The organism is Aeromicrobium sp. JP4, from assembly GCF_054957925.1.
This window is the reverse complement of the sequence record NZ_CM143290.1, coordinates 2,284,189-2,310,732: the sequence shown is the minus strand read 5'-3', so window position 1 is coordinate 2,310,732 and position 26,544 is coordinate 2,284,189. Positions and strand designations below refer to the sequence as shown.

The following is a 26,544-nucleotide window of genomic DNA, read 5'->3' as shown; positions in this document are numbered from 1 at the left end:
CGACAGGGGGACGCGCGGGTGTATTCAGACGTCGACGAGGACGCCGAACTCCGGTCCGAGCTCGAGCGGTGCCGTCGCGAACTCGCCTCCCTGCGCGAGCAGCACGAGGTCTGCGCCGAGCGCGAGGCCGAGCACGATCGCGGCCGGGAGCAGTCCTTGGAGATCTCCCGTGTCCTCGACGCCCGGTTGACGGCCGAGGAGCGGCAGACCAGCGGCCCGAAGGGCTGGCTGAAGCGTCGCGTGATGCCCAACGCGGCCACGGGCGAGGAGATCGAGGACGTCACGGAGCTGCGCGCCTCCGCCCTGTTCGACGGGGCCTGGTACCTGCGGGCCTACCCCGAGGTCGTGACCACCGGCCTGAGCCCGGCGCTGCACTACCTGCGGCACGGCGCCGCCGAGGGCAAGGACCCGGGACCCGACTTCAGCACCAGGCGCTACCTCGCGAAGCACCCGCTCGTCGCGCGCAAGAAGGCCAATCCCCTCCTCAACCACCTCCGCACGCACCAGTGACCGCCGACGACCTGGCCGCGCTCGAGACGATGTCCGAACGCGGCAGACTCCAGGCCGAGACGGCCGCCGTCGCCCCGTTCTTCGACGAGGCGTACTACGCGCTCTCCCTGCCCGAGCTGCCCGACACCGTCACCGACCTGCTCGAGCACTTCTGCACCACGGGATGGAAGCAGCTGCGCAAGCCGAACGCCGACTTCGACGTGTGGTGGTACTGGGCCAACCACCTCGACCCGGCCGAGGAGACGATCAACCCCCTCGTCCACTACGCGCTCGTCGGTCGTGACGCGGGACTGTCCACCCGTCCGGCCACCACCGCCGCGGGCCCGGGTGCGGTGCTGCCCACCGACCGGCCGGTGCGCCGCGCGACCCTCTTCGCCGGCTTCGACACCGAGGGGGTCGTCGACGAGGCGGCCCTGCTCCTGCTCCGCGAGCTGGCCCGGTTCAGCGACGTCTTCTGCCTCTTCGACGGGTACCTGCCCGACACCGAGCTGGCCAAGCTGCGCGAGGTCGCGCACGACGCCTGGGCGATCCGCCACGGCGCCTACGACTTCGGCTCCTACGCGATGCTCGCCAGCGAGCTCGTCGGGTGGGAGCGGCTCGAGCAGTACGACGAGGTCCTGTTCGTCAACGACTCGTCCTACCTCGTGCGTCCGCTCGACGTGGTGTTCGAGCGCATGGACGCCCAGGCGTGCGACTGGTGGGGTCTGCAGGCCACGAAGGGCATCGCGATGACGCGCGACGTCCCCGAGAACGGGTTCCCCGACCCGATCCCGCTCGACACGGTGCGCGAGGAGCTGCTCGACCGGTTCGAGGAATCGGTGACCTACGACTTCCTCGTCGGCTCCTACTTCCTGGCCTTCCGGCGTCCCGTGCTCGACAGCCCCGTCTTCCGCAAGGTCGTCGAGAGCGTCACCGCACAGCGCTCGAAGCGCCTGGTGATCCAGAAGTACGAGATCGGGCTGACCCACCTGCTGATCGGCCACGGCCACCGCTTCTCGACGTTCATGCCGCACCTGTATCCGTTCCACCCGATCTTCACGCCCTGGGCGTTCCACATGATCGGTGAGGGGTTCCCCGTCCTGAAGCGGTTCCTGCTGTACCAGAACCACTACGACGTGCCCGAGATCTCGCGGTGGAAGGAGCGGCTCCTGGAGGTCGCGCCCGACGCTCCCGTGGAGGTGTTCGAGGAGAACCTGCTCCGCACGGCTCCCGACGACCTCCTGCAGCGCAGCTTCTCGATCCACACCGGCCCCGACGGCGAGGTCGTCGTGCCCACGCCGATGACTTCCCGCCAGTTCAAGAAGGCCGACACCGCGGCGCCGCGCCGGCCCGACCGCTGGGTGTTCGTCGTCGACCCCGCCACGGGCGAGCTGCCCGACAACAGCCGCGCGATCCTCGACCTCGTCGGCGACGACCCCGAGATCGAGAAGATCGTCCTCACGCGATCGGCGCGCCTCGACGTGCCCGGTCGCAACGTGACCCGGCTCCCCCAGCGCAGCCCGCAGGGACGCGAGGCGTTGCTGGGCGCCGGCGTCATCCTGGTGAAGGAGCGGCCCTACCGCACGCTCGGCCTCGCGGGACTGCCCGAGCGCCACGTCGTCGTCGCGGTGCGCGAGGGACTGACGCTCTCGGCCACCGCCCGGATGCTCAAGCCGGCCGACCACCCGGGCGACGTCCACCCCTCCGACACCGGACCGCTCGAGATGCTGCACCAGATCCCGCGCCAGGCGATCAGCGGAGTGCTGACCGCGTCGGCCGTCGACCGGTCGGCCACGCTCGCGGCCCACTGGCCCGCGCGGTTCACCGAGGCCTGGCTGACCGGCATCCCGGCCCACGACCATCTCGTCGCCGAGGTGCCTCCGGCCGAGGTCGCCGCCCAGGAGCAGGGCGTCCGTGACCTCCTGCGCGGACGCCGCCTCGTGCTGCTGGCCACGACGCGTCGGTCCTCCACGGGCTCGGCGAAGCCGTACCCGTACTCCCCGCGCGAGATCGACGCGCTCGTCACGTGGGCGGACGCGAACGACGCCGTGTGGGGGATCCGCGACCCCCGGGGCGACCTCGAGCGCGCCTACCTGCGGAGGTTCGCCGGATCGGCGCTCGACCTGTCGGCGCAGCGGTTCCCCCGCACCCAGGCCGTGCTGCGCGCCACCGACCTCCTCGTCACCGACCACGACGGCATCGGGCTCGACTTCATGGCCACCGGCCGTCCCGTCGTCAGCTTCGCCCACGACCTCGACGACGTGACCGACTCTCTGTTGTTCGACCTCGAGCACCTGTTCCCCGGACCGGTCTGCCGCGACTTCGACTCCTTCCACGCGGCGCTCTCGCACGCCCTCGACTCGACCGAGCCCTCCAGGCGCTACCGGCGCACCCGCGACCTGCTGATCGACCACCTCGACGGACGCAGCACGGAGCGGGCCGTCGAGCGCGTGCGCCTCGAACTCGAGGGGGGTGCCGCATGACGCACGACGAGTTCGCCCTGGCCTGGGTCGCCTTCGCCGCGCGGTGGGACGCGGCCCGGAGCGAGTCCGCCGAGGCCGCGCAGGCGCTGCTCGACGAGGTGCTGTCCTCGGGACTGTCGCCGGCCCCGGACACGGCCGCGCCCGCCCCGGAGCCGGTCGTGCTGGCGTGCGAGATCGCCCTCGTCAAGCGCGCGAACGCGCTCGACGTCAAGGCCTACCGGCGCTCGCAGTCAGTGGTGCGGGCCGCCCAGACCGGACCGTACAAGCACTACTGCGGCACCGGCTGGAAGCAGCTGGTCAACCCGCGGATCGACTTCGACCTGTGGTGGTACTGGAACGAGCACCTCGACCCGACGCGCGAGGACGTCAACCCGCTGGTGCACCACCTGGTCTCGGGGCGGCACCAGGGCGTCCCCACGCTGCCGCCCGCCCACGACGTGCGACCGCCCACGACGTTCGAGCCCGGCCAGGCGGTCCGGCGGGTCTGCCTCTTTGTGGGCTACGACCCCGACGGCATCGTCGACGACCACGTGGTCGCCTACGTCACCGAGCTGTCGCGACATGCCGACGTCTACTACCTGGCCGACTCCACGATGGCGCCCGGCGAGCTGGAGAAGCTGGCCGACGTGACCCGTGGGGCCTGGGCCATCCGGCACGGCCGCTACGACTTCGGCTCGTGGTCGATGCTCGCCCAGGACCTCGTCGGCTGGGACGTCCTCGAGACGTACGACGAGGTCGTGTTCGCGAACGACAGCGCCTACCTGCTGCGGCCCCTCGACGAGGTGTTCGCGCGGATGGACGCCACCCCCGGCGACTGGTGGGGCCTGCACGCCACGAAGCGGCCCTACTCCCGCGACCACGGCGACGACACTCCCCTGCCGCTGGCGGAGGCGAAGGAGCGCTGGCGCGTCGCCAACGAGATCGACCCGCTCGACCACCTGCACCTGAGCTCGTACTTCCTCGTCTTCCGCCGCCCGGTCGTCGCCGACCCGGGGTTCCGCGCGCGGATCGACTCGGTCCGGCGCCAGGCGAAGAAGCCGCTGGTCATCCTCAAGTACGAGATCGGCCTGAGCCGGTACCTGCTGACCCACGGCTTCGACTTCGCGACGATCGTCGACGGCCTCTACCCCTACCTGCCGGCCTACACGACCGACTACTGGGACGTCGTCGCCCAGGGGTTCCCGCTGCTCAAGCGCAACCTGATCTCGGAGAACCCGCGGCGCACGCCCGATCTCGCCGACTGGAAGGAGCGGATCCTCGAGCTCGTTCCGGGCGCCGACGTCGAGTCCTTCGAGCGCAACCTGCTCCGGGTCAGCGCGGACGACCAGCTGCGGCACAGCCTCTCGATCACGACCCGCCCCGACGGCACCGTCGACTACCACGAGCCCTGGGCGTGGGCGCGCTTCCGCACCGAGGACCGCTGGGCGCCCAAGTTCGACCACTGGTGGGCGTTCCCCGTGTGCGCGTACTCCCACACGCTCTCGGGCAACGAGCGGGCCTTGTTCGACGAGGTCGCCGACGACCCGTCGATCAAGAAGATCATCCTGACCCGCTCGCGCCGGATCGACCTGCCCGGCGAGAACGTCGTTACCGTCCCGCTGATGAGCCGCGAGGGCCAGCACCACCTCGTCAGGTCGCGCCAGATCTTCGTCAAGCACGGACCCCGGATCAACGGGCACTGGCCGGTCTCCCCGATCACCCACAACTTCGTGAACCTGTGGCACGGGATCCCGCTCAAGCGCTTCGGCTCGGCGATGATCGACCCGCCGCCCGAGCTGGAGCGGGCGGAGGGCCGCGAGCACGCGGCCACCCGCGCCGTGGTCACCTCCAGCCGGCTCGACTCCCTCACGATGCGGTCGGCCTTCTGGCCCCTGGCCCACGCCGACATGTGGCCCACCGGGCTGCCGCGCAACGACTACATCCGGTGCGAGCCCGAACGCCTCCCGGCCGACCTCGGCGAGTCCGTGCGCCGGCTCGAGGAGGACACGCAGGGGCGCAGGCTGGTGCTGTTCCTGCCGACCTTCAAGGACGCGCAGGACGAGGCGTACTACCGGTTCAGCCCCGAGGAGCTCGCGTGGCTCCAGGACTGGATGTACCGCCACGACGCCGTGCTCGGCGTCCGCGAGCACATGGCCGACTCGGCCAAGACCTACTGGCACCAGCTGGCGCCCCTCGGGGCCATCGACGTGTCCAGCCGGCGCTACCCCGACCTCGAGGTGCTCTACCGCAGCGCCGCCGGCCTCGTCAGCGACTACTCCAGCTGCCTCGTCGACTTCATGCTGACCGGCCGGCCCATGGCCAGCTTCGCGTACGACCTGGATCGCTACGCCCAGCAGGAGCGCGGGCTGTTCTATGATCTGAGCCAGGTTCTTCCCGGGCCCGTGTGCGAGACCTTCGACGACCTCGCCGCAGCGCTCGACGGTTTCTTCGATCCGCTGACGCCCGACCAGGAGGAGGACTACGCCTGGCGGCGTCGGCTCTTCTTCGACCACGTCGACGACCGGGCCTCCGCCCGTGTCGTGGCCCGGGTGAAGTCCCTTTACGGCAGCTGACCCCCCGCCTGTCGAACAGAGAGTTGGCCCGCACATGTCGCACTACGCCGTCGAGATCGACCCGACGAACCTGAACACGAGCCACGCTCAGGTGATCGATCTGCTCGGCGACGCCCACCGCGTGCTGGACGTGGGCTGCTGGGCCGGCGACCTCGGCCGCGTCCTGATCGAGCGCGGCTGCCGGGTGAGCGGTTTCGAGCTCGACGCCGAGGCCGCCGCGATCGCCGCGGAGCACCTGGAGTCGGTCGTCGTGGGTGACCTCGACGCGGCGCCCCTGAGCGGGCACTTCGAGGCAGGCTCCTTCGACGCGATCATCTTCGCCGACGTGCTCGAGCACGTCATGGACCCCGTCGGCGTGCTCGCCGACAGCGCGCGCCTGCTGGCTCCCGGCGGCCGCATCGTCATCTCGATCCCGAACGTCACCCACGGCTCGCTGCGGCTGGCCCTGCTGCAGGGCCGCTGGCGCACGACCGAAACCGGCCTGCTCGACCACACCCACATCCGGTTCTTCTCCCGCGAGGGCCTGCTGCAGATGGTCGCCGACGCGGGCCTGGTGACCGACGAGCTGCGTGGCACCACGGCGGACCCGCTGGGGGTCGAGGTGGACGTGGACCCCCACGCCCTGCCGGCCGGCGTGCTGGCGTGGATCCGGACCCAGCCCGATGCGATGGTCTACCAGTTCCAGCTCGCCGTCCGGCCGCCGCGCGCCGGCGAGGTGGCCACGACGCCGGAGCTCGTCGTCGGCAAGGACCCGCGCTGGGTGCGTCCGGGCCCCGACGCCGAGCACGTGATGACCGCCGCCTGGCGCGCGCAGCTGGTCGAGCGCGATCGCATCATCGGGCTCGAGACCACGGCCGCCGTGGCTGCGGCGGAGACTCGGCGGCTGCAGGGGATGGTCAAGCGCCTGCGCGCCCAGGTGCGCGAGCTGGAGAAGCCCGCGGCCCCGTCGGCACCCACCTCCGGTGCGCTACGGCGCACGGCAGGTCGTGTCCGGCGCCGGCTCCGCCGTCGCTGAGGCCGGTCAGCGCACGTTGTTGGAGTAGCGCTCGCGCACGGCCTTGCGCCGTCCCCAGCGGTTCTCGAGCCGCGCGAACTCCCACGGGCGGACGGCGTTGTCGCGCGTGACGGACTCGAAGTGCCACAGGCGGACCTCGTGCAGCCACAGCGACCGCAGTCCCGCGCGGCTCGTCTTGAGCCCGAAGTCGACGTCGTTGAAGTTCATCGGGAACCGCTCGCTGAAGCCGCCCACCGCCTCGAACACGTCGCGCCGCACCGCCACGCAGGCACCCGTCAGCGCCGTGACCTCGCGGTTGACCTGCAGCTCGCCCAGCTCGCCGGGGGCGTCCTCGGCGGCGGTGCGGTACGGATCGGACAGGAAGCCGCTGCCGAAGCGGACCCCGCCGTGCTGCACGGTGCCGTCCTCGAAGAAGAGCTTGGCGCCGGTCGCGCCCACGCCGGGCTCGCGCAGTGGGGCGATGAGCGTCTCGATGACCTCGTCGCTGCGCGCCGCCATGTCGTCGTTGAGGAAGACGAGGACGTCACCGGCCGCGTAGGCCGCCCCGACGTTGCACTTGGCGCTGAAGTTGAACTTCTCGGTGAAGACGACGAGCCGGATCCGCAGCCCGTGGCTCTCGCGGAGCGCGCGCAGCTCCTCGAGCACCTCCTCCGGCGTGGGCCGGTCGTAGACGATCACGAACTCGAGGTCGGTGTGGCGCGTGTGCTCGGCCACCGTGCGCACGGTCTCGGTGACGAGGTTGCGGTGCGCGCCCCAGACCTCCCCTGACGTGCCGATCGTCGGGATGATGACCGAGGTGGGCGTCGTGACGTCGGGACGTCGGACGATGCGCAGCAGCCCCGGCATCTCCGACACCGTGACGGTGGCCTCGATCCCCACGCGGTCGAGGTGGGCCTGCACGACGGGGACGGCGTCCGCGGCCTCGTGCTCGGGTCCCCCGTTCCGGCGGTAGAGGACGCGCTGCACGTGTCGCACGTCGCCGCCGCGCTTGCTGACCCGCAGGAGCGCGTCGAGCCCGGCGGCCGGTCCGCTGCCGGGCGGGAAGCCGCCCGCGGCGAGGAGGGAGCTGCGACGCAGGACGCTGAGACGTCCCACGTAGGCGTGGTGCAGCAGCCGCTCCGGTGACCAGTCGGGCTTGAAGTACGGCCGGCGCCCGGAACCGTCGGGCGCGGGCTCGTCGTGGTCGCTGTAGACCACGTCGAGCTCGTCGCCGGCGGCGTCGACAGCCTTCGCCACGACCACGAGGGCCTGGGCCGTCAGCTCGTCGCCGAGGTCGACCAGGCCGACGAAGTCACCGGTCGCGGCGTCCAGGCCGGCGGACGGGCCCGCGGCGGACTCCACCGTGACGATCCTCGGCTCGGACGCGGCCGCCTCGCGCAGGGCGTCGACGACCTCGGGCGGCGAAGCGGGACCGTGGACCACCACCCACTGCCAGTCCCGCAGGCGCTGCCCGCGCACGGACGCCGCCGTCAGGTCGAACGCCTCACGGCTCGCGCCCTCGACGGTGGTCAGAAGTGAGAACCGCGGCGTCGTCACGCCATCGCCTGCATGCACGCCGCGAGCCTACTGGGACGATGCCGCGGTTTCACGGGGCGATCAGTCGATCTCGCGCTTGAGGATCTTGCCCGTCGCGGTCATCGGCAGCCCGTCGCGGAACTCCACGATGCGCGGGTACTTGTACTGGGCGAACTGGCCCTTGGCCCACTCGCGCAGCTCGGCCTCGGTGGTGGGATCGTCGGCGTTCTTCACCACGACCGCCTTGATCTCCTCGCCGTGCGACTCGTGCGGGACGCCGATGACGGCGACCAGCGAGACCGCCGGGTGCGTCATCAGCACCTCCTCCAGCTCGCGCGGGTACACGTTGTAGCCGCCGCGGATGATCATGTCCTTGCTGCGGTCGACGATGTAGAAGTAGTCGTCGTCGTCCTTGCGCGCGAGGTCGCCCGTGCGGAACCACTCGCCGTGGATCGCCTCGGCGGTGGCGGCGGGGCGGTTGTAGTAGCCCTTCATGATGCCGTGGCCCTTGATGGCGATCTCGCCGATCGCCTCGGGGTCGTGGGTCAGGTCGGACCAGTCGTCGTTGATGAGCTTGAGCTCGACGCCCTCGACGGCGCGGCCGATCGAGCCGACGCGCACGGGCTCGCCACGGACACCGAACGAGGCGACCGGCGACGTCTCGGACAGGCCGTAGCCCTCCTGGATGACGATGCCGAACCTCTCCTCGAACTGGCGGTGGATGTCGACGGGCAGCGCCGCGCCACCGGACGCGGCGACGCGCAGGTTCGCCGCGATCGCCTCGACGTCGACGCCGCCGTCGGACTGCGCCAGGGCCTGCAGCAGGCCCCAGTACATCGTCGGGACGCCCGCGAAGAAGGTGATCTTCTCCTTGAGCAGCAGCGCGAGCGCGGCGTCGGGCTCGAACCGCGGCAGGTAGACGATCGTTCCGCCGAACAGGATCGCGGTGTTCTGGATGACGCTCTGGCCGAAGATGTGGAACAGCGGCAGCACGGCGAGGTAGGTGTCGGGGTCGCTCTCGTCGGCGCCGAACAGCGACGGCCCGAGGCCGGCGTTCGCGCGCAGGTTGCGGTGCATCAGCTCGGCGCCCTTGGGCTGGCCGGTGGTGCCCGACGTGTAGAGGATGACGGCGGTGTCGTCGTCGTCGCGCTCGACGGTGGTGAACTCGGGCGACTGCTTCGCCACGAGCGGGCCGTAGAACTCCGGCGCCTCCATGGGCTCGGGCGCGGCCGAGTCGAGCTTGATGAGGAAGAACTCCTTGCAGCCCTCGACCTGGTTGAAGCCGGCCCAGGCGCGGTCGCCGATCGGCAGGTCGGGCGTGCCCTCGAACGCGAAGAAGGCCACCGCGTCGGAGTCGTCGAGGTGGTACGCGACCTCACGCTCGGACAGCAGCACGTTGAGCGGGACGACCGTGGCGCCGGCCTTGAGGATGCCGAAGTAGACGATCGTGAAGTAGGGCAGGTTCGGGATCGAGATCGCGACCTTGTCGCCGGGCTTGATCCCCCGCTCGACCAGCAGGTTCGCGACCTGGTTGGCCGCACCGTTGACCTGCGCGTAGTTCAGCCGCGTGTCACCGAAGACAATGGCGGTGCGCTCGGGGTACTTGGCGGTCGTGTCGTCGAGGATCGCGGCGAGATTGGTCACGGTGCCTTCTTTCGGGGGGTGTGTCCTCAGTTACATCGACACTGTAATCGAGCCCCGGCCCGCCACCGACACCCTGTCCATCACCTCACCAGCTCAGCCCGGTGAGCCTCTCGTACGCCTCGATGTAGCGCTCGCGGGTGCGCTCGACGATCTCGTCGGGCAGTCGCGGCGGCGGAGTGTCCGACGCCCGGTCCCAGCCCGACTCGGCCGACGTCAGCCAGTCGCGGACGAACTGCTTGTCGTAACTGGGCTGGGCCTGCCCGGGCACGTACCGGTCGGCGGGCCAGAAGCGCGACGAGTCGGGCGTCAGCACCTCGTCGGCCAGGACGATGGTGCCGTCCGGGCGGGCGCCGAACTCGAGCTTCGTGTCGGCCAGGATGATCCCCCGCTCCCGGGCGATCTCCTCGGCGCGGCCGTAGACCGCCAGGGTGAGGTCGCGCAGGCGCTCGGCCATCTCGGCGCCGACGGTCTCCACGATCGCCTCGAACGAGACGTTCTCGTCGTGCTCGCCCAGGTCGGCCTTCGTGGCGGGGGTGAAGATGGGCTCGTCCAGCCGCGAGCCGTCGACGAGGCCGTCGGGCAGCGGGATGCCGCACACGGCGCCCGTCTCGCGGTAGTCGATCAGCCCGGAGCCGGTGAGGTAGCCGCGGGCGACGCACTCCACCGGGAACATGTCGAGCCGCTCGACGACCAGCGCCCGCCCCGCGACCTCGGGCGGCACGTCGGTGCTGACGACGTGGTGCGGCACGAGGTCGGCCAGCTGGTCGAACCACCACAGGCTCATCCGGGTGAGGATCTCGCCCTTGTCGGGGATCCCTGGCTCGAGGATGAAGTCGTAGGCGCTCACCCGGTCGGAGGCGACCATCAGCAGGTGGTCGCCGTACGTGTACAGGTCGCGCACCTTGCCCGAGTGCAGGTGGGTGGCTCCGGGGATCTCCAGCGGCATGGCATCAGGCTAGTGGCCTGCCCAGCCGCGCGTTTCCGTGGCAGGCTGTGCCGGTGCCATCGACCCGGACCATGACCACGACCCTGCTGGTGTCGGCCCTCGTCGTCTACAGCGCGCAGGGGATGCTCGTCCCGGTCCTGGCGCCCGTCACACGACTCGTCGGCCTCGGCGAGGTCGATCTCGGCGCCGTCATGACGCTGTCGGCGGCGATGCTCGTGATCGCCGGGCCGTGGTGGGGCCGCGAGGTCGATCGCATCGGCGTGCACGCCGTGCTGGTCCGCGGGCTGCTGATCGCCACCGTGGGTGCCACCGGGTTCGCCGTGATGACCGAGATCTCGGCACGGGAGGAGCTGCCCCGCTGGGTCGTCCTCGGGGCGTTCGCGCTGACGCGGGGGGTGCTCTACGGGCTGGGCTTCGCGGCCGTGCCGGTGGCGGCGCTGACGTACCTCGCCTCCACGAGCCAGGGCGCGATCGAGCGCACGAAGGCGATGGGCGCGTTCGGCGGGGTCCAGGGCATCTCCCTGGTGGTCGGGCCCGCGCTCGGCGGCCTCGCGGCGATCGGCGGACTGCTGCTGCCGGTGTACCTCGCGCCGGTGCTGGTCGGTGCCACGCTCGTCGCCGTCTGGCTCCTGCCGGTGCCCGAGCGGCAGGAGCGACCGGAGCGCGAGCGACTCGGGTTCCGCGATCCTCGCGTGCTGCCGTTCCTCCTGGCCGGTGGCGCGCTGTTCCTGGGCCTGGCGCTCGTGGAGATCATCCTGGGCTTCCTCGTGCAGGACCGGCTCGGACTGTCGGACACCGCCACCGCGCAGGTAGTCGCCGTCGCCGGCGTGCTGATCGGCATCGGGTTCGCGGTGACGCAGGCCTTCGTGGCACCGCGGGTGCCCGGCGGGCCGCGGGCGCTCATCGTGGTCGGCAGCCTGGTCGCGGCGGTCGGCTACGCCGGCGCCGTGTTCGCCTCCAGCACGGCCACCCTGCTCCCGGCGATGGTCGTCGTCGCGGCGGGGCTGGGGCTCGCGGTGCCCGGCTACAACGCCGGTGCCACCCTCGCGGTCGAGCCGAGCGAGCACGCCGCCGTCGCGGGGCAGCTCTCCGCCACCGTCGGCCTCACCTACGTGGCGGGTCCGGTCATGGGCGCCGGGCTCTACGGCCTCAACGACGTGGCGCCGATCGTGGGCGCCGCGCTGCTGTCGGTCGTGGCAGCCGGATTGGCCTTCGCGCGGCTGCGACCCGTGGCACGATGACGCCATGGGCGTCGTTCATCCGGGTTCCGAGCTGAACCCCACCAAGGCCGAGCTGCTCGAGGCATGGCTGCCCCGCCAGCCGTGGTGGCCGGCCGGCGCGTCGGTCCCGCCGTTCCAGTCGAACTTCCGCTTCGACGATCCCGAGGGCGAGGTGGGGATCGAGTCGTTCCTGCTTCCGGTCGGCGACGAGGTCGTGCACGTCCCGCTGACCTACCGCTCGGCCCCGCTCGAGGGCGCTGACCTCGTGGGCGAGATGGACCACTCGGTGCTCGGTCGCCGGTGGGTCTACGACGGCGCGACCGATCCCGTCTACGTCGCCGAGACGTCCGCCGTGATCCGCGAGGGCCGCGGCGAGGTCACGATGCTGATGCCCGACGGCAGTCGCATCTCGCGTCGCTCGGTCACCGCGTCGGTGCACGGCAGCGGCTCGGGCGACGGCACGCTCCACGTGGAGCGGATCGTCGACGCGCATGCGCCTGCAGAGGCCACCGGCCTCCTCACCGCGACGTGGGCGGAGCACCCCGGTCCTGTCGTGCTGGCCTGGCTCGCCTGATCTCGATACACCTGCTCGTTCCTCGCAGGCACTCGATCACCGGCTCCGGTGATCGAGTAGCTGGCGAGCGCAGCGAGCCGCGTATCGAGATCACGTGTACCCGGCCGCGGTGATCGAGTAGCTGGCGAGCGCAGCGAGCCGCGTATCGAGATCAGGTGATCCCGGCGGAACGTCAGAGGATGGCGCCCGGCGCGTAGGCGGCGGCCTCGGGGTGGCGCTTCAGCACGGCGTCGACCTGCGACAGCACCGCGGAGACCTGGGAGACGGCGGCGCCCGTGAAGGCCAGCGGCTCGGCCACGAGGCGCTGGAGGTCCTCGGCCGTGAGGCCGAGACGGTCGTCGGCGGCCAGCCGGTCGAGCAGGTCGTTGTCGGCGGTGCCCTGCTCGCGCATCTCGAGCGCGACCGCGACGGCGTGCTCCTTGATGGCCTCGTGGGCGGTCTCGCGACCGACGCCGTGCCGCACCGCCGCCATCAGGACCTTCGTGGTGGCCAGGAACGGCAGGTAGCGGTCGAGCTCGCGCTGGACCACGGCCGGGAACACCCCGAACTCGTCCAGCACGGTCAGGAACGTCTCGAACAGGCCGTCGGCGGCGTAGAACGCGTCCGGCAGAGCCACGCGGCGCACGACCGAGCACGACACGTCGCCCTCGTTCCACTGGTCGCCGGAGAGCTCGCCCACCATGGACGCGTAGCCCCGCAGCACCACCGCGAGACCGTTGACGCGCTCGCACGAGCGGGTGTTCATCTTGTGGGGCATCGCCGACGAGCCGACCTGGCCGGGCTTGAAGCCCTCCGTGACCAGCTCGTTGCCCGCCATGAGGCGCACCGTGAGCGCCAGGCTCGACGGCGCGGCGACCAGCTGGACCAGCGCGCTGACGGCGTCGAAGTCGAGGGACCGAGGGTAGACCTGGCCGACGCTCGTGAACGTGCGCTCGAAGCCCAGGTGCGCCGCGACGCGCTGCTCGAGGTCGGCGAGCTTCGCCTCGTCGCCACCGAGGAGGTCGAGCATGTCCTGGCCGGTGCCGACCGGGCCCTTGATCCCGCGCAGCGGGTACCGGGCGATCAGCTGCTCGACGCGCTCGATGCCGACGAGCAGCTCGTCGGCGGTGGTCGCGAAGCGCTTGCCCATCGTGGTGGCCTGCGCGGCGACGTTGTGGCTGCGTCCGGCCATCACCAGTTCGGCGTGCTCACCGGCCAGCCGGCCCAGGCGCGCCAGCGCGGCGACGGCCCGGTCGCGCACCAGCGCCAGCGAGGCGCGGACCTGGAGCTGCTCCACGTTCTCGGTCAGGTCGCGCGAGGTCATGCCCTTGTGGATGTGCTCGCTGCCGGCGAGGGCGGCGAACTCCTCGATGCGGGCCTTGACGTCGTGGCGGGTCACGCGCTCGCGCGCGGCGATCGACTCGAGGTCGACCTGGTCGACGACCGCCTCGTGCGCCTCGATGACGCCGTCGGGGGTCTCGACGCCGAGGTCGCGCTGGGCCTTCAGGACCGCGATCCACAGCTGGCGCTCGAGGACGATCTTGTGCTCGGGCGACCAGATGCGTGCCAGCTCGGCGGACGCGTAACGGGAGGCGAGGACGTTCGGAGTGGTCACCCGCCCATTGTCGCAGTTCAGCCTGCGGCGCCGGAGAGCAGGACGCGGCCGTCGTCGTCCAGGACCCGCCCCTGGCGCTTGACGCTGCGGACGATCGTGGCCCGGTCGAGCACCTGCCACCCCGGCACCTGCGCTGCGGCGGCGGCCTCGAAGTCGACGAGGTCCCCGAGGGCGCCGAACCGCGCGACGAGGGCGAGGTTGCCCGGGGCCACCACGGCGGCGCAGCGCACGACGCACGGGAACTCGCTCATCACGGGGCCGACGGCCCGCGGATCGTCGGCCCGGACCTCCAGCATCACGGCGCGGCCCGCGCCACCGGCCGAGGCCACCACGTCGCAGCCGAGGCGGATCGCGCGCGAGCGCAGCGCCCGGTCGAGCAGGCGGCGTGCCGTCGGCTCGGGCCGGTCGAGCCGGCGGGCGATGTCCGCGACGCTCATCCGCGGCTCCTCGACCAGGGCCTCGGTGAGCTGCTGGAGGACGTCGTCGTCCGGAGCGGACACGGGGCCGTCGCTGCGCCGGTCGAGCGCGAGCTCCTGATCGGCGTCCAGTGCGCCGAGGCGCCACTGCGCGTCCTCACGGTGAACCGTGGCGATGAAGAAGACGCGCGTCATGAAGACGTCGGGATCCGAGCCCACGAGGGTGTCGACGCGCTCACGCATGGCGCCGAGTCCGCGGCCGACCAGCACCACGGCGATGTCGTCCTCGCCGGCCAGCAGGTCGACCGCGTAGACCTCCTCCTCGGCGGCGATCCTCTCGGCGACCCGCACCTCCGAGCCGGGACGGACCTTCAGCTTCAGGACGACGGCGTCGCGGTCGGCCGCCAGCTGCTCCGCGCTCGGGCGGACCACGAACCAGGCGAGACGCTCGGCGACCAGGCGGTCCCACCGGCGGGCAGCAGTGGCCGGGTCGACGCCGATCGTGCGACCGATCGCGCTCCACGGCGCGCGCGGCGCCACCTGGAGGGCATGGACCAGGGCGAGGTCGATCTCGGGCAGCTCGGGAAGGCCCTGCCACGACGCGTACATGACTCCAGAATATGGGTTGCCGGTTTCACGTCGCATCTCGGTGGCGGATCGTCGCCATGATCAACATCACGCTGACGGAACCGGGCAATGCGTGCGTCCCGTCATTCCGGGAGATGCGCCGCGATGTCCCGCCGGTGGTGGGCCCCGCGGATCCGGACCAGATCGACCCCGGCGTACGCGCGACGTCGCGCCTCGTCGAGATCGTCACCCACGGCGGTGACCGACAGGACGCGTCCACCCGCCGTCACGAGGTTGCCGTCCTCGTCGATCTTGGTCCCCGCGTGGATCACGTCGACGCCCTCGAGCGCGTCGGCCTCGTCGACGCCGTCGATGCGGTCGCCCGTGACCGGCGACTCCGGGTAGTGCTCCGACGCGATGACCACCGTGACTGCCGAGCCGTCGTGCCACTGCGGCAGGCCGACCTCGGCGAGCGTGCCGGTGGCCGCGCCGTGCAGCAGCGCCGACAGGGGCGTCCTGAGCAGCGACAGCAGGGCCTGGGTCTCGGGGTCGCCGAAGCGCGCGTTGAACTCGACCACGCGCGTGCCCCGGCTGGTGAGGGCGAGGCCCGCGTACAGCAGACCCTGGAAGGGGGTGCCGCGCGCGGCCATCTCCTTGACGGTGGGCAGCAGGACGCGCTGGGTCACGTCGCTCACGAGGTCGTCGGGCGCCCATGCGAGCGGCGTGTACGCCCCCATGCCACCGGTGTTGGGCCCTTCGTCGCCGTCGAGGGCGCGCTTGAAGTCCTGGGCCGGCTGCAGCGGCAGCACCGTCGAGCCGTCGGTGATCGCGAACAGCGAGACCTCCGGACCGTCGAGGTACTCCTCGATCACGACGCGGGCGCACGAGACGCCGTGGTCGAACGCGACCTGGCGGTCCTCGGTGACGACGACGCCCTTGCCGGCGGCGAGCGCGTCGTCCTTGACGACGTAGGGCGGGCCGAAGGTGTCGAGCGCGTCGGCCACCTGCTCAGGGGTCTCGCAGACCCGGGCCATGGCGGTGGGGACGTCGGCGGCGGCCATGACCTGCTTCGCGAATGCCTTCGAGCCCTCGAGCTGGGCCGCCTCGGCAGTGGGGCCGAAGCAGGCGATGCCGGCCTCCCGAACGGCGTCGGCGACGCCGGCCACCAGGGGCGCCTCGGGGCCGACGACGACCAGGCCGGCACCGATCCTCGTGGCGAGGTCGGCCACGGCCGCTCCGTCGAGTGGGTCGACGGGGTGCAGCGTGGCGACGGCCGCCATGCCCGGGTTGCCCGGGGCGGCGTGGACCTCGGTGACCTGGGAGTCACGGGAGAGGGCCAGGGACAGGGCGTGCTCGCGGCCGCCGGTGCCGATGACGAGAACCTTCACCCGTCGAGCCTAGCGGCGCCCGGCGCCGGGACCGATCACGACGGGGCGTCGGCGGAGCCGGCGGCGACCTCGCGAGCGAGCGCCACGAGGCCGTCCCACGGACGCGGCCCGTCGGTGCCGGTCAGGAACGAGGCCCACGTGAGGGGCTGCTCGACCGGGAGCGTGAGCTCGTCGAAGGCGCGGGTCCAGCCGGCCAGCAGCCGCTCGTCGTAGCGGCCGGAGGCCAGCAGGAACGAGGTGACCGCCGAGACGGTGCCGCGACGGTCCTCGTCGTCCTCGCGCAGCAGCTCGGCGAGGTCGGCGCCGAAACCCTCGGCGTCGAACTCGGGCCACGAGGCGGCCGCGTGCAGCCCGTCGCGCAGCAGGTCGGGCAGGCGGTCCCAGTCGGTGAGGTCCTCGCGGTGGGGTCCGAACGCGATCGTGGCCAGCGCCGCGACGACGCCGTGGGCCCCGATGGCCGCGAAGAAGCCCGCCATCGCCTCGGGGCGCCGGTGCTGCCGCTCCAGCACCCGCATGAGGCGGGTGAAGCGCGCCGCCTGCTGCCGCGAGACGAGATCGGAGGGCGGGAGGACGTCAGTCATCGGCCACCTGGGACCTGCGACCCGTGACGACGTCGCCCAGCGCCGCGACGACCTCCTCGAGGGTGAGCGGGACGAGCGAGACCTCGACCTCCTCGTTGCCGGTGCGGGGCGCGTGCTCGACGCGGTACCAGCCCTGGGCGCCCGCGTCGACGACGGTGACGGAGGCGTCGACGTCGCGCTCGGCCCAGTTGCCCGTCGCGCGCCAGGCCAGGCGCCACCCCTCGAGGATCGGATCGAGCGCCGCGTCACCGCTCGGGTCGACGCCGTCGAGCGTCATGGCCGCGTCGATGACCGTGGTGTTCGTGCCCACGGTGTCGCGGTCGTCGACGACCTCGCGGTCGAAGATCGCCAGCCACTGGCGCAGCTGGTCACGCAGCAGGCCGAGCTCGGTGGCCGTCACGACGACCGCGCCCTCGGCGTCGGGCGTGCTGGTGGTGGCGCGGCCGTCGGGCATCCAGCCGATGAACAGGGGCTTCAGGGTGGCGCCGTCGAAGCGCTCGACGACGATGCTGCGTGCCGGGCCCACCGCGACCTCGACCAGGCTCGCGGCCGTGGGATGGACGCCCGTGGAGGTCACGAGTCCCTCCTGGCGCAGGCGGGTGGGCGCGTCGCCCGGGCTGATCCGGCCCGCATGGACCTCGGCGAGCTTGATCAGGTCGTCGTAGCCGACGGTCAGCTGCAGGAAGGTCTCGTCGAGTTTCGGCACGGTGGCTCCAGCGTTCGCAGGGGTGTCGTTCATGTCGTGATCAGTCCCAGAAGGTGAGCGTGTCGCCGACGTCGGACCAGGTGTCGCCGTCGGTGACGGTGTCCCAGGCGTTCGAGGCCGTCTCGCTGATCTCGTCCCAGTGGTCGACGACCTCGGCCCCCGCCCAGACCAGGCCGGTGGTCACGGCGATGGCGCCGGTGACCGGGTTCGGTGCGATCAGGAACGCGGTGGTGGAGGCGCTGAAGGCGGTCTCGGCGACGTCGGCGACGTAACCCGCGCCCTCGCGCTCGAACGCGTCGATCGGGTTGCCCTGCTGGATGAGGTTGTTGACCCCGACGGCGGTGCTGTAGACGCCGCCGACGATGCCCAGGCCGCGCATGAGGCCCAGTCCGCCGGGATTGCGCGCGAGCGGGTCGGCCCAGCCCGCGGTGGGGAACCGAGTGCCCGGTCCGGCCCACTTCGGCAGCTTGTTGAGCAGCGCGGTGGGCGGCGCGGCGTGCCGGCCGCCACCGGAGAGCATCCAGCGGGCCCACTCGCCGGTGCGCCCGCCGGCGTTCGCCATGCGGGTCAGCATCTGGCGGCCGACGAGGCCGGTCTGGAAGATCGGCGCGACGCCCGTGGCCATCTTCTTCATCTTGCCCAGCGCCGCGGCGATCGAGATGAGCGGGAAGTCGTCGTCGTTGCCGAAGATGTTGCCGAACTCGGCTCCGAGGTACTCGCCCAGCAGGTCGTTGAGGGTGTCGTTGATGGCGCCGAGCGACATCGAGACCTTGCCCTCACCCGACTCGTCGAGCAGCAGCGCGATGTCGGCGAGCCCGTTGAGCTTCTCGGCGGCGTCGTCCAGGAACGTCGCCTTGGCCTCGATGTTCTCCAGGCTCGGCAGCGCCACGGGGCTGGCCGACCTCGCCGAGGCGGCGTTCGAGCGGATCTTGCTGGCGAGCTCCTCGGCGCGCGTGGCCGAGAGCGTCAGCTGGTCGTAGTCCATCTCCACGGTCATGAGCGCTGACTCTCCTTCAGTGCGGCCCACAGGGCGATGTGCTCGGGCGCCGCGAGCTTCGTCACGCGCGGCGCGATGAGGTCATACTCCCTGACGATCGACCACTCCGTCACCGCCACGTTGATCGGCGAGGCCCACCGGCGCGACGCCACGAGGACGCCGGCGTCGCAGCGCAGCGTCACCAGGTCGGGCAGCGAGCGACCGGTGTACTCCATCCCGGGCAGGACGAACCCCGCGTCGCCCGTGATGGTGTGCCGCTTCCGGCGGACCAGGCCGCCGGGACTGCCCTGCGCTGTGGTCACCGTGGCGACCCGCGCGCCGTTCAGGCTGACCGGGACGCCGTCGTCGAAGACGCTGCGCCACTGGTTCGCCTCCCGCTCGGCCGCGGACCGGCGGTCCGTCACGTCGAGCTCGACGACCGCGTCCTCGACCGTGGCCTCGATCAGGCCGTCGCGCACCACGACGCGCACCGGACCCCACCGGGCCCGGCGGAACGCCTGCCACTCGAACCGCTTCTCCTCGTTCACACGTGCCCCCGTATGTGCCAGGTGTTCAGGTCAGAGCAGGTCGTGCAGGACGACCGTCTCCTCGCGGTCGGGACCCACGCCGACGGCGCTGATCCGCGAGCCGCTGATCGCCTCGATCTCGCGCACGTACGACTGCGCGTTCGCGGGCAGGTCGGAGAGCTCCCGGGCGCCGCTGATGTCCTCGGACCAGCCCGGGAAGTACTCGAAGATCGGCTTCGCGTGGTGGAAGCCCGTCTGGGTCATCGGCATCTCGTCGACGCGCTCGCCGTCGACGTCGTACGCGACGCACACCGGGATCTGCTCCCAGCCGGTCAGGACGTCGAGCTTGGTCATCACGAAGTCGGTGACGCCGTTGATGCGGGCCGCGTAGCGGGCCACGGGCGCGTCGTACCAGCCGCAGCGGCGCGGGCGGCCCGTCGTCGTACCGAACTCGCCGCCGTTCTCGCGCAGGCGGTCGCCGTCGGCGTCGAACAGCTCGGTGGGGAACGGGCCCTCGCCGACGCGGGTGGCGTAGGCCTTGACGATGCCGATCACGCGGGTGATCTCGGTGGGCGCGATGCCCGAGCCCGTGCACGCGCCGCCGGTGGTGGCCGACGAGCTGGTGACGAACGGGTAGGTGCCGTGGTCGACGTCGAGCAGCGTGGCCTGGCCGGCCTCGAGCAGCACCGTCTTGTCCTCGCGCAGGGCGTCGTGCAGCACGAGGGCGGTGTCGGCGACGAACGGCCGCAGGCGCTCGACGTGACCGAGCAGGGACTCCACGATCTCCTCGGCCGACACGGCGCGTCGGTTGTAGACCTTGGTGAGGATCTGGTTCTTGAGGTCGAGCGCGCCCTCCACCTTCGCGCGGAGGATCTTCTCGTCGAAGAGGTCCTGCACGCGGATGCCGAGGCGGTTCATCTTGTCGGCGTAGGTCGGGCCGATGCCGCGGCCGGTGGTGCCGATCTTGCGGCTGCCGAGGAAGCGCTCGTTGACCTTGTCCAGCGTGCGGTTGTAGTCGGCGATGATGTGCGCGTTGGCGCTGACGAGCAGGCGCGAGGTGTCGATCCCACGCGCGTTCAGGCCGTCGATCTCCTGGAAGAGCACGTCGAGGTCGATGACGACGCCGTTGCCGATCACCGGCACGCAGCCCGGGGTGAGGATGCCGCTCGGGAGCAGGTGCAGTGCGTACTTCTCGTCACCGATGACGACGGTGTGGCCGGCGTTGTTGCCGCCGTTGAACTTCACGACGTAGTCGACGCGGCTGCCCAGGAGATCGGTCGCCTTGCCCTTGCCCTCGTCACCCCACTGGGCTCCGACGATCACGACTGCGGGCATGCGAGCCACCCCTCCACCAGACGGAAAGCCCCGCTACGGGGGCTCTTACTCGTCGATCCTACCGAGAAGCGAGCGTCGCGGGGGCACAGGCCCGCGACCCGGGGGGCCATGAGCGCCTGCCAAATGAGACATCCGCACGAGTTCGTTCCGAGTGATGGACGTCACGGATTCCTGCAGTAGCCTTCCTGTAACTGCTCGTGTAACGGTGAGTTGCAGTGGGACTCCCCCGGGCCCAACGGCACTCGAAGGAGGACTCCCTTGCATCCCCATCGCCTGACGCTCGTCCCGGCGGGAGACATCCACCTCTGGGTGCCCCGCTCCTCGACGCTGCGCGCCTTCGCCACCGCTCCGCCGGACCCGCGCCCCGTCACCCCCGACCAGCAGCGCCGCCTCGACATCGCCAGCCTCCCGCGCCACGTCGACGACGAGGTCAACCCGTGGATCGGCCTGCGCGCCACGCTGCACGGCGCCGACTTCGTCTCGCTCGCCGGCACGCTGCGCCGGTTCTGCGCCCGCCACGAGAGCCTGCGGTGCATGTTCGTCCGCCGCGACGACGGCAGCTACGAGCGCCGCATCGTCGACGCCGAGCTGATCGGCTTCCAGCCGCGCCACGTGGGGCACTTCGCCGATCCCGGCGAGGCGTTCGACGCGGTGATGGCCGAGCTGGACGACCTCACCGGGCCGCTGTCGTGGCCCGCCGCCACGGTGATCACCGTGACCGACGAGAACGGCGACATCACCGTCTTCGCCGCCTTCGACCACGTGACCTTCGACGGCTACAGCGCCTATCTGACGATGGGCGAGCTCAAGCTGCACCTCGAGGCCGAGCTGAACCACGCGCCGCTGCCGACCCCCGTGGGCAGCTACGTGGACTTCGCCGTCGAGCAGCGCGCCATCCAGGACGCCATCACGGTCGACAGCCCCGCCCTCGAGCCCTGGCGGCGCGCCGCCGACGCCACCGGCAACCTGCCGGGCCTGCCCCGGGGCACGGGTGTCCGTCGTGGTGACCTGATCCAGCACCGGATGCGGTACCCGACCTTCGCCGGTCCCCGCCTGAGCCGGGCCTTCCACCGGTGGTGCGAGCGCAACGACGTCCCGCCCGCGCTGGCCTTCACGGCGGTGCTGCTGCGCGCCATGGTCGCCGAGGAGTCCGACGATCGCCTCACCGTGCTGATGTCGACGCACAACCGCAACCGGCAGGAGTGGCACCAGGCCATCGGCTGGTTCTCCGGGATCGTGCCGATGACGGTCGACATGGGCCGCGACCTGCCCCTCACCGAACTGGCCCGGCGCACGGCGGAGGCGTGGCAGTTCGCCCGCACCGCCGAGACGATCCCGCTGCCGCTGGCCAACCAGCTGCTCGGCACCACGATGCGGCCCGCCGCGGTCGTGTCGTTCCTGGACTCGCGCCACTGCCCCGGGCGCGACGGCTGGGAGGAGATGGACTCCACCGTCTTCCTGGGCGAGGTCGAGCCCAGCGACGAGATGCACCTGTGGGTCAACTCGATGCCCTACGGCACCGAGCTGGTCCACCGCACCCCCGACACCCCGCCCTGCATCGAGTGGCTCGACCGCGTGATGAACCGGATGCGGGAGCAGATGGTGGCGGTCACGCGTGAGGTCAACGATCCGACGGAGGCACTGGCATGAGGATGACCCGCATCGAGGAGCTCGACACCATCGACGGTGACGTGTTCCTGCTCCGCCCGTCCGAGGAGTCCTACGCGGCCCTCGCGGTCGCGCCCGCGAACGAGCACCGGCCCTCCTACATGCAGGACCAGCACCTGCGGCTGCGTCGGGCGATGGAGCGAGTCGGGTCGGCCGACGCCAACTGGCTCGGCCTGTGCTTCGACGTCCCGGGCCCGCTCGACGTCGATGCCCTGCAGCGCGCGGCGACGACGTGGGTCCGCCGGCACGAGGTCCTCTGGGGCACCTTCCGGGACAACCCCGACGACCCCGACGGCGAGATGACCCGCCATGCGGTCTCTCCCGAAGACATGACGCTCACCGTCACGCCGCTCGGCTCGCACCCCGGACCGGAGGTCAACAACGTCCTGCTCAAGCACTTCAGCGACGCCGTCGACCCGATCGACAACTTCGGCTACGCCATCGCGGGCGTCTCCGGCGACGACACGTCCACCGTCTTCTGCGGCTTCGACCACTGCTACGGCGACGGCTTCAGCGTCCTGCTGGGCTACATGGAGCTCTCCCAGCTGTACGCCAACGAGACCGGCGCCGAGCACGTCGACCTGCCCCCGGTGAAGGGCTACATGACGTATGCGCAGGAGGAGCGCGCCGCCGCGCAGCAGTACGACATCGAGCACCCGTCGATGCAGTTCTGGGCCGACTACGCGATGGACGGCGTGGTCGCCAAGGACGGATTCCCCATGGACCTCGGGATCGCCGAGGGCGAGCGGTTCTGGCTGATCCCCATGGACTACGACATCCTCAGCGCCGAGGAGTGCGACCGGCTCGAGGCCATCGCCAAGGAGGAGGAGGCCACGTTCCCGTCGGTCGTCTACGCCTCGTTCGCGCTGGCGGCGCGTGACCTGGCCGGCCGGAGCGCGTACCGGTTCTTCAACCCCGTCGCGACGCGCGACACCGCCGAGACGCTCGTGACGATGGGCTGGATGATCAACGTCCTGCCCATCCACATCCCGGTCGGACCCGAGGACACGCTCTTCGAGGTCGCTCGCGACGTGCGCCAGAAGTTCCGCGAGGCCCGCGTGTGCGAGCCGGTGCCGGCGCTGCGGGTCATGGAGGTCGTCCAGGAGGTCTTCGGCTTCTCGCTCGAGGACACCCACCGGCCGGCGATCGTGTCCTACCTCGACGGCCGGATGATCCCCGGCCAGGAGAAGTGGGCGCAGGACCGCTTCCACGGGACCACCGGCCAGGGCTACGACGACAACGTGAACGTGTGGATCAACCGCACGCCCACCGAGCTCTACGTCATGTGCAGCGTCCCGCAGACGCCCACGGCCGTCGAGAACGTCAACGCGTTCTTCACGTACGCCTCGAACCTCCTGCGAGGCGCGCTCACCCGCTAACGTCAGAGGGGTGAACTCCTGGCTGGCGGTCAGCAACGCGAATGCGGGCACCTCCGACGAGGAGGTCATCGCCCGGGCGCTCTCGGCCCTGCGCGAGGTCGCCGACGTCGACCACGTGGCGACCGAGGACCCCGACGACCTGTCCGCGGCCCTGGCGAAGCACCCCGACGTCGACCTGGTGATCTCCATGGGCGGGGACGGCAGCCTGCACGCGGTCGTCCAGGCGCTGCACGACGCCGGCCGGCTGCCGGGCACCCCGGTGGGTCTCGTCCCACTGGGCACGGGCAACGACTTCGCCCGGACCCTCGACCTGTCCACCGATCCCGTGGTGGCCGCCCGCGACCTGGCCAACGGCTCGGTCCGGCCGATCGACCTGATCCTGGACTCCACGGGGCGGGTCGTGGTGAACGCGGCGCACGTGGGCATCGGCGCCGAGGCCGCCGCGCGCGCCGAGCCCGTCAAGCCGGCGCTCGGTCCGATCGCCTACGTGCTCGGGGCGATCTCGACCCTGTTCAGCCGCAGCGCCGACGTGCACGTGACGATCGACGACCGCACGCTCAGCGGCCGCGTGGCCCAGGTCGCGGTCGGCAACGGGCGCTTCGTGGGCGGCGGCGGCGAGCTGCTGCCGCACGCCATCGTCGACGACGGGGCGATGGACGTGGCCGTCGCGTTCGCGGCCCGGCTGCCCCAGCGGATCGCCTACGCCCTGCACCTGCGCCGCGGCACCCACCCGGGCGCCGACTTCGTGCACTACACGCGGGCCCAGTCGGTGCGGGTGGAGGGCGAGCCCGTGCGCTGTACGACCGACGGCGAGCTCTCCGACCCGCGCCGGGAGCACGGGTGGGAGCTGCACGCCGGCGGCCTCGCGATGCGCCTTCCCGACTGAGTCAGCCCACGAGCGCGTCGTAGCCCTCGCGGCTCGACTCGCGCAGGAACTCGCGGCAGCGGTGCGCCTCCTCGACGTCGCCGAGTCGCTCGCTGGCGGTGGCCAAGACGGCGAGGGCGTGGAGGAATCCACGGTTGGCCTCGTGCGACCACGGCACCGGGCCGTGCCCGCGCCAGCCGTTGCGGCGCAGCGAGTCCAGGGAGCGGTGGTAGGCCGTGCGCGCGAACGCGTAGCCCTCGAGCTGACGATCCTCGGCGAGCGCGGCGTCGGCCAGGCGTGCCCAGGCGGCCACCGAGTCGGGGTGACGCTCGGCGACCTCCTCGGGGGGCGCTCCCTCGGCCAGCAGGGCCGCGCCCGGGTCCTCGGGCAGCAGGGTCTCGGGCGGTTCTCCCAGAAGGTTGGTCATGGTGAGCCAGCCTAGACGGGCGACCCCATCAGGACCGCTGGTGCGTGTGCGCGATGTAGACGTCGCACGGTGCGTGCGCGGCCACGTCGCGGGCGATGCTGCCCAAGATCCGGGCCAGGCCCTGCACGCGCTTGTTGCCCACGACGATGACGTCGACGTCGAGCTCCTCGGCCGCACGGACCAGCGCGTCGGCGGGGTTGCCCTCGGCGGCGCCGTACGTGACCTCGAGCTCGGGGAACTCGCGGCGGATCCCGGCGAAGACGTCGCTGGCCACACCCTGGGCCGCCTGCTCGCTCGTGATCAGCAGCTCCTCGGAGCCGACGTCGATCCGCTCGGCCTCGAAGCTGCCGTACGCCGAGAGCACGTGCAGTCGGGCGCCCATCGCGGCCGCGAGCTCGGCCGCCTTGCGCGCCGCGGCGGCCGCGGGCTCGGTGTTGTCGACGCCGGTGAGGACGATCTTCGCCATGGTTTCCCCTTCATCACGCCGAGCTCGGACGCCCGGATGCCACTTCGGATCCTAGTCGCCGGCGGGGGCCCCGGCCCGGCCCGGGGCCGCGCGGTCCCGGCCACCGAGACCCGATCCGGACGCGACGACGGCGGGGACGAAGCCGTCCCCGCCGTCGTTCGGTGCGTCAGTGCGTGCCGGCGCTGCGCAGGTTCTCGCAGGCCTCGACGACCCGCGCCGCCATGCCGGCCTCGGCGGCCTTGCCCCACGCGCGGGGGTCGTAGGCCTTCTTGTTGCCGACCTCGCCGTCGACCTTCAGGACGCCGTCGTAGTTCTGGAACATGTGACCGACGACCGGGCGCGTGAACGCGTACTGGGTGTCGGTGTCCACGTTCATCTTCACGACGCCGTAGTCGACCGCGGCGCTGATCTCCTCGGGCAGCGAGCCCGATCCGCCGTGGAAGACGAAGTCGAAGGGGCGGTCCTTGCCGAACTTCGCGGCGACGGCGTCCTGCGCGGCCTTGAGCACCTCGGGACGCAGCTTCACGTTGCCCGGCTTGTAGACACCGTGCACGTTGCCGAACGTCAGCGCGGTGAGGTACCGGCCGTTCTCGCCGAGGCCGAGCGCCTCGACCAGCGCGATGGCGTCATCGGGGGATGTGTAGAGCTTGTCGTTGATCTCCGCCTCGACGCCGTCCTCCTCGCCGCCGACGACGCCGATCTCGACCTCGAGGATGATGTTCGCGGCGTGCGCCTTGGCCAGCAGCTCCTGCGCGATCTCGAGGTTCTCGGCCAGCGGCACCGCCGAGCCGTCCCACATGTGCGACTGGAAGTACGGCAGCTCGCCGCCCTTGACGCGCTCGGCCGAGGCCTCGAGCAGCGGGCGGACGAAGCCGTCGAGCTTGTCCTTGGGGCAGTGGTCGGTGTGCAGCGCCACGTTGATCGGGTACTTCTTGGCGACCTCCTGCGCGAACGCGGCGAACGCCAGCGAGCCGGAGACCATGTTCTTGACGGTGGGGCCGGAGAAGTAGTCGGCGCCGCCGGTGGAGACCTGGATGATCCCGTCGCTGCCGGCCTCGGCGAAGCCGGCCAGGGCGGCGTTCAGCGTCTGCGAGGACGAGACGTTGATCGCGGGGTAGGCGAAGGAGTTGTTCTTCGCCTTGTCCAGCATCTCTGCGTAGACCTCGGGAGTGGCGACGGGCATGGGTCCTCCTGTGGGAACTCGTGTTGCG

The 26,544-nt window shown here is 71.5% G+C and carries 23 protein-coding genes; 9 read left to right on the top strand and 14 right to left on the bottom strand.

Features of this window, described 5'->3' with window-relative positions; genetic code table 11:
• Positions 1–18: 18 nt before the first annotated feature.
• From ACY1JX_RS11290 to ACY1JX_RS11275, 4 genes are read left to right on the top strand one after another with little or no spacing between them, the layout of a single operon-like run.
• A complete protein-coding gene (locus ACY1JX_RS11290) occupies positions 19–510 on the top strand; it encodes a hypothetical protein (protein ID WP_286930966.1) in 492 nt (163 codons plus the stop codon).
• Positions 507–2,972: a rhamnan synthesis F family protein gene (locus ACY1JX_RS11285; protein WP_462564022.1), complete on the top strand. Its 2,466-nt coding sequence runs from the start codon at positions 507–509 to the stop codon at positions 2,970–2,972. The genes ACY1JX_RS11290 and ACY1JX_RS11285 overlap by 4 nt, the downstream gene beginning before the upstream one ends.
• On the top strand, positions 2,969–5,524 hold the full coding sequence (locus ACY1JX_RS11280; RefSeq protein ID WP_462564021.1) for a CDP-glycerol glycerophosphotransferase family protein: 2,556 nt from the start codon (positions 2,969–2,971) through the stop codon (positions 5,522–5,524). Before ACY1JX_RS11285 ends, ACY1JX_RS11280 begins: the two co-directional genes overlap by 4 nt.
• 34 nt (positions 5,525–5,558) lie before the next feature.
• A complete protein-coding gene (locus ACY1JX_RS11275; RefSeq protein ID WP_462564020.1) occupies positions 5,559–6,539 on the top strand; it encodes a class I SAM-dependent methyltransferase in 981 nt (326 codons plus the stop codon).
• A 6-nt stretch (positions 6,540–6,545) separates the two neighbouring features.
• On the opposite strand, the gene ACY1JX_RS11270 is transcribed toward ACY1JX_RS11275, so the two are convergent.
• The 3 genes from ACY1JX_RS11270 to ACY1JX_RS11260 all read right to left on the bottom strand — a co-directional run bounded on the left by ACY1JX_RS11270 (position 6,546) and on the right by ACY1JX_RS11260 (position 10,644).
• Positions 6,546–8,093 (bottom strand): glycosyltransferase family 2 protein, encoded by a 1,548-nt coding sequence (locus tag ACY1JX_RS11270; protein WP_462564019.1) that lies wholly within the window; start codon positions 8,091–8,093, stop codon positions 6,546–6,548.
• A 42-nt stretch (positions 8,094–8,135) separates the two neighbouring features.
• Complete coding sequence (locus ACY1JX_RS11265; RefSeq protein ID WP_462564018.1) at positions 8,136–9,698, bottom strand: long-chain-fatty-acid--CoA ligase; 1,563 nt, start codon at positions 9,696–9,698, stop codon at positions 8,136–8,138.
• 85 nt (positions 9,699–9,783) lie between these two features.
• Positions 9,784–10,644 carry a phosphoribosylaminoimidazolesuccinocarboxamide synthase gene (locus ACY1JX_RS11260; RefSeq protein ID WP_462564017.1) on the bottom strand — a complete coding sequence of 287 codons (861 nt, stop codon included), beginning with the start codon at positions 10,642–10,644 and terminating at the stop codon, positions 9,784–9,786.
• A gap of 71 nt (positions 10,645–10,715) precedes the next feature.
• Here ACY1JX_RS11260 and ACY1JX_RS11255 point away from each other — a divergent pair, with 71 nt between their 5' ends.
• Together ACY1JX_RS11255 and ACY1JX_RS11250 are read left to right on the top strand one after the other, a co-directional pair.
• Complete coding sequence (locus ACY1JX_RS11255; RefSeq protein WP_462564016.1) at positions 10,716–11,885, top strand: MFS transporter; 1,170 nt, start codon at positions 10,716–10,718, stop codon at positions 11,883–11,885.
• Positions 11,886–11,889: 4 nt separating this feature from the next.
• On the top strand, positions 11,890–12,438 hold the full coding sequence (locus tag ACY1JX_RS11250; RefSeq protein WP_462564015.1) for a maltokinase N-terminal cap-like domain-containing protein: 549 nt from the start codon (positions 11,890–11,892) through the stop codon (positions 12,436–12,438).
• A 172-nt stretch (positions 12,439–12,610) separates the two neighbouring features.
• Here the strand turns inward: ACY1JX_RS11250 and purB are convergent, their stop codons facing one another.
• From purB to ACY1JX_RS11210, 8 genes are all read right to left on the bottom strand, one after another.
• A complete protein-coding gene (gene purB / locus ACY1JX_RS11245) occupies positions 12,611–14,032 on the bottom strand; it encodes an adenylosuccinate lyase (protein WP_286930950.1) in 1,422 nt (473 codons plus the stop codon).
• Between the two features lie 17 nt (positions 14,033–14,049).
• Positions 14,050–15,057, bottom strand: coding sequence for an Lrp/AsnC family transcriptional regulator (locus ACY1JX_RS11240; protein WP_181753206.1), 1,008 nt, complete (start codon positions 15,055–15,057; stop codon positions 14,050–14,052).
• Positions 15,058–15,158: 101 nt separating this feature from the next.
• A complete protein-coding gene (gene purD, locus ACY1JX_RS11235) occupies positions 15,159–16,403 on the bottom strand; it encodes a phosphoribosylamine--glycine ligase (protein WP_462564014.1) in 1,245 nt (414 codons plus the stop codon).
• A gap of 35 nt (positions 16,404–16,438) precedes the next feature.
• Complete coding sequence (locus ACY1JX_RS11230) at positions 16,439–16,984, bottom strand: hypothetical protein (RefSeq protein ID WP_181753212.1); 546 nt, start codon at positions 16,982–16,984, stop codon at positions 16,439–16,441.
• Positions 16,977–17,723: a hypothetical protein gene (locus ACY1JX_RS11225; RefSeq protein ID WP_181753213.1), complete on the bottom strand. Its 747-nt coding sequence runs from the start codon at positions 17,721–17,723 to the stop codon at positions 16,977–16,979. Before ACY1JX_RS11225 ends, ACY1JX_RS11230 begins: the two co-directional genes overlap by 8 nt.
• A 7-nt stretch (positions 17,724–17,730) precedes the next feature.
• Positions 17,731–18,687, bottom strand: coding sequence for a hypothetical protein (locus ACY1JX_RS11220; protein ID WP_181753215.1), 957 nt, complete (start codon positions 18,685–18,687; stop codon positions 17,731–17,733).
• Positions 18,684–19,214, bottom strand: a complete 531-nt coding sequence (locus tag ACY1JX_RS11215; RefSeq protein ID WP_462564013.1) for a hypothetical protein — start codon at positions 19,212–19,214, stop codon at positions 18,684–18,686. Before ACY1JX_RS11215 ends, ACY1JX_RS11220 begins: the two co-directional genes overlap by 4 nt.
• Positions 19,215–19,244: 30 nt before the next feature.
• The gene (locus tag ACY1JX_RS11210; protein ID WP_286930941.1) at positions 19,245–20,528 is read right to left on the bottom strand and encodes an adenylosuccinate synthase; all 1,284 of its coding nucleotides are present in this window, start codon (positions 20,526–20,528) and stop codon (positions 19,245–19,247) included.
• A gap of 258 nt (positions 20,529–20,786) precedes the next feature.
• On the opposite strand from ACY1JX_RS11210, the gene ACY1JX_RS11205 reads away from it, so the two are divergent.
• Genes ACY1JX_RS11205 through ACY1JX_RS11195 form a run of 3 tightly spaced genes read left to right on the top strand, consistent with a single transcriptional unit; the run spans position 20,787 to position 24,461 of the window.
• The gene (locus ACY1JX_RS11205; protein WP_462564012.1) at positions 20,787–22,178 is read left to right on the top strand and encodes a condensation domain-containing protein; all 1,392 of its coding nucleotides are present in this window, start codon (positions 20,787–20,789) and stop codon (positions 22,176–22,178) included.
• Complete coding sequence (locus ACY1JX_RS11200; RefSeq protein ID WP_462564011.1) at positions 22,175–23,575, top strand: condensation domain-containing protein; 1,401 nt, start codon at positions 22,175–22,177, stop codon at positions 23,573–23,575. The genes ACY1JX_RS11205 and ACY1JX_RS11200 overlap by 4 nt, the downstream gene beginning before the upstream one ends.
• A gap of 10 nt (positions 23,576–23,585) precedes the next feature.
• The gene (locus ACY1JX_RS11195) at positions 23,586–24,461 is read left to right on the top strand and encodes a diacylglycerol/lipid kinase family protein (protein WP_462564010.1); all 876 of its coding nucleotides are present in this window, start codon (positions 23,586–23,588) and stop codon (positions 24,459–24,461) included.
• A 1-nt stretch (position 24,462) separates the two neighbouring features.
• Here ACY1JX_RS11195 and ACY1JX_RS11190 read toward each other — a convergent pair whose 3' ends face one another.
• The 3 genes from ACY1JX_RS11190 to fbaA form a co-directional block, all read right to left on the bottom strand.
• Positions 24,463–24,867 carry a DUF3151 domain-containing protein gene (locus ACY1JX_RS11190; RefSeq protein ID WP_462564009.1) on the bottom strand — a complete coding sequence of 135 codons (405 nt, stop codon included), beginning with the start codon at positions 24,865–24,867 and terminating at the stop codon, positions 24,463–24,465.
• 28 nt (positions 24,868–24,895) lie between these two features.
• Positions 24,896–25,333: a universal stress protein gene (locus tag ACY1JX_RS11185; protein ID WP_181753230.1), complete on the bottom strand. Its 438-nt coding sequence runs from the start codon at positions 25,331–25,333 to the stop codon at positions 24,896–24,898.
• Between the two features lie 166 nt (positions 25,334–25,499).
• Positions 25,500–26,516 (bottom strand): class II fructose-bisphosphate aldolase, encoded by a 1,017-nt coding sequence (gene fbaA / locus ACY1JX_RS11180; RefSeq protein WP_462564008.1) that lies wholly within the window; start codon positions 26,514–26,516, stop codon positions 25,500–25,502.
• Between the last annotated feature and the right edge of the window lie 28 nt (positions 26,517–26,544).

Excerpts from the sequence above, each read along its gene's own strand:
- ACY1JX_RS11280 (WP_462564021.1), top strand. The coding sequence starts at position 2,969 with ATGACGCACGACGAGTTCGCCCTGGCCTGGGTCGCCTTCGCCGCGCGG.
- ACY1JX_RS11275 (WP_462564020.1), top strand. The coding sequence starts at position 5,559 with ATGTCGCACTACGCCGTCGAGATCGACCCGACGAACCTGAACACGAGC.
- ACY1JX_RS11260 (WP_462564017.1), bottom strand. The coding sequence starts at position 10,644 with ATGCCGCTGGAGATCCCCGGAGCCACCCACCTGCACTCGGGCAAGGTG.
- ACY1JX_RS11255 (WP_462564016.1), top strand. The coding sequence starts at position 10,716 with ATGACCACGACCCTGCTGGTGTCGGCCCTCGTCGTCTACAGCGCGCAG.
- ACY1JX_RS11250 (WP_462564015.1), top strand. The coding sequence starts at position 11,890 with ATGGGCGTCGTTCATCCGGGTTCCGAGCTGAACCCCACCAAGGCCGAG.
- ACY1JX_RS11240 (WP_181753206.1), bottom strand. The coding sequence starts at position 15,057 with ATGTACGCGTCGTGGCAGGGCCTTCCCGAGCTGCCCGAGATCGACCTC.
- ACY1JX_RS11230 (WP_181753212.1), bottom strand. The coding sequence starts at position 16,984 with ATGACTGACGTCCTCCCGCCCTCCGATCTCGTCTCGCGGCAGCAGGCG.
- ACY1JX_RS11225 (WP_181753213.1), bottom strand. The coding sequence starts at position 17,723 with ATGAACGACACCCCTGCGAACGCTGGAGCCACCGTGCCGAAACTCGAC.
- ACY1JX_RS11220 (WP_181753215.1), bottom strand. The coding sequence starts at position 18,687 with ATGACCGTGGAGATGGACTACGACCAGCTGACGCTCTCGGCCACGCGC.
- ACY1JX_RS11210 (WP_286930941.1), bottom strand. The coding sequence starts at position 20,528 with ATGCCCGCAGTCGTGATCGTCGGAGCCCAGTGGGGTGACGAGGGCAAG.
- ACY1JX_RS11200 (WP_462564011.1), top strand. The coding sequence starts at position 22,175 with ATGAGGATGACCCGCATCGAGGAGCTCGACACCATCGACGGTGACGTG.
- ACY1JX_RS11190 (WP_462564009.1), bottom strand. The coding sequence starts at position 24,867 with ATGACCAACCTTCTGGGAGAACCGCCCGAGACCCTGCTGCCCGAGGAC.
- ACY1JX_RS11185 (WP_181753230.1), bottom strand. The coding sequence starts at position 25,333 with ATGGCGAAGATCGTCCTCACCGGCGTCGACAACACCGAGCCCGCGGCC.
- fbaA (WP_462564008.1), bottom strand. The coding sequence starts at position 26,516 with ATGCCCGTCGCCACTCCCGAGGTCTACGCAGAGATGCTGGACAAGGCG.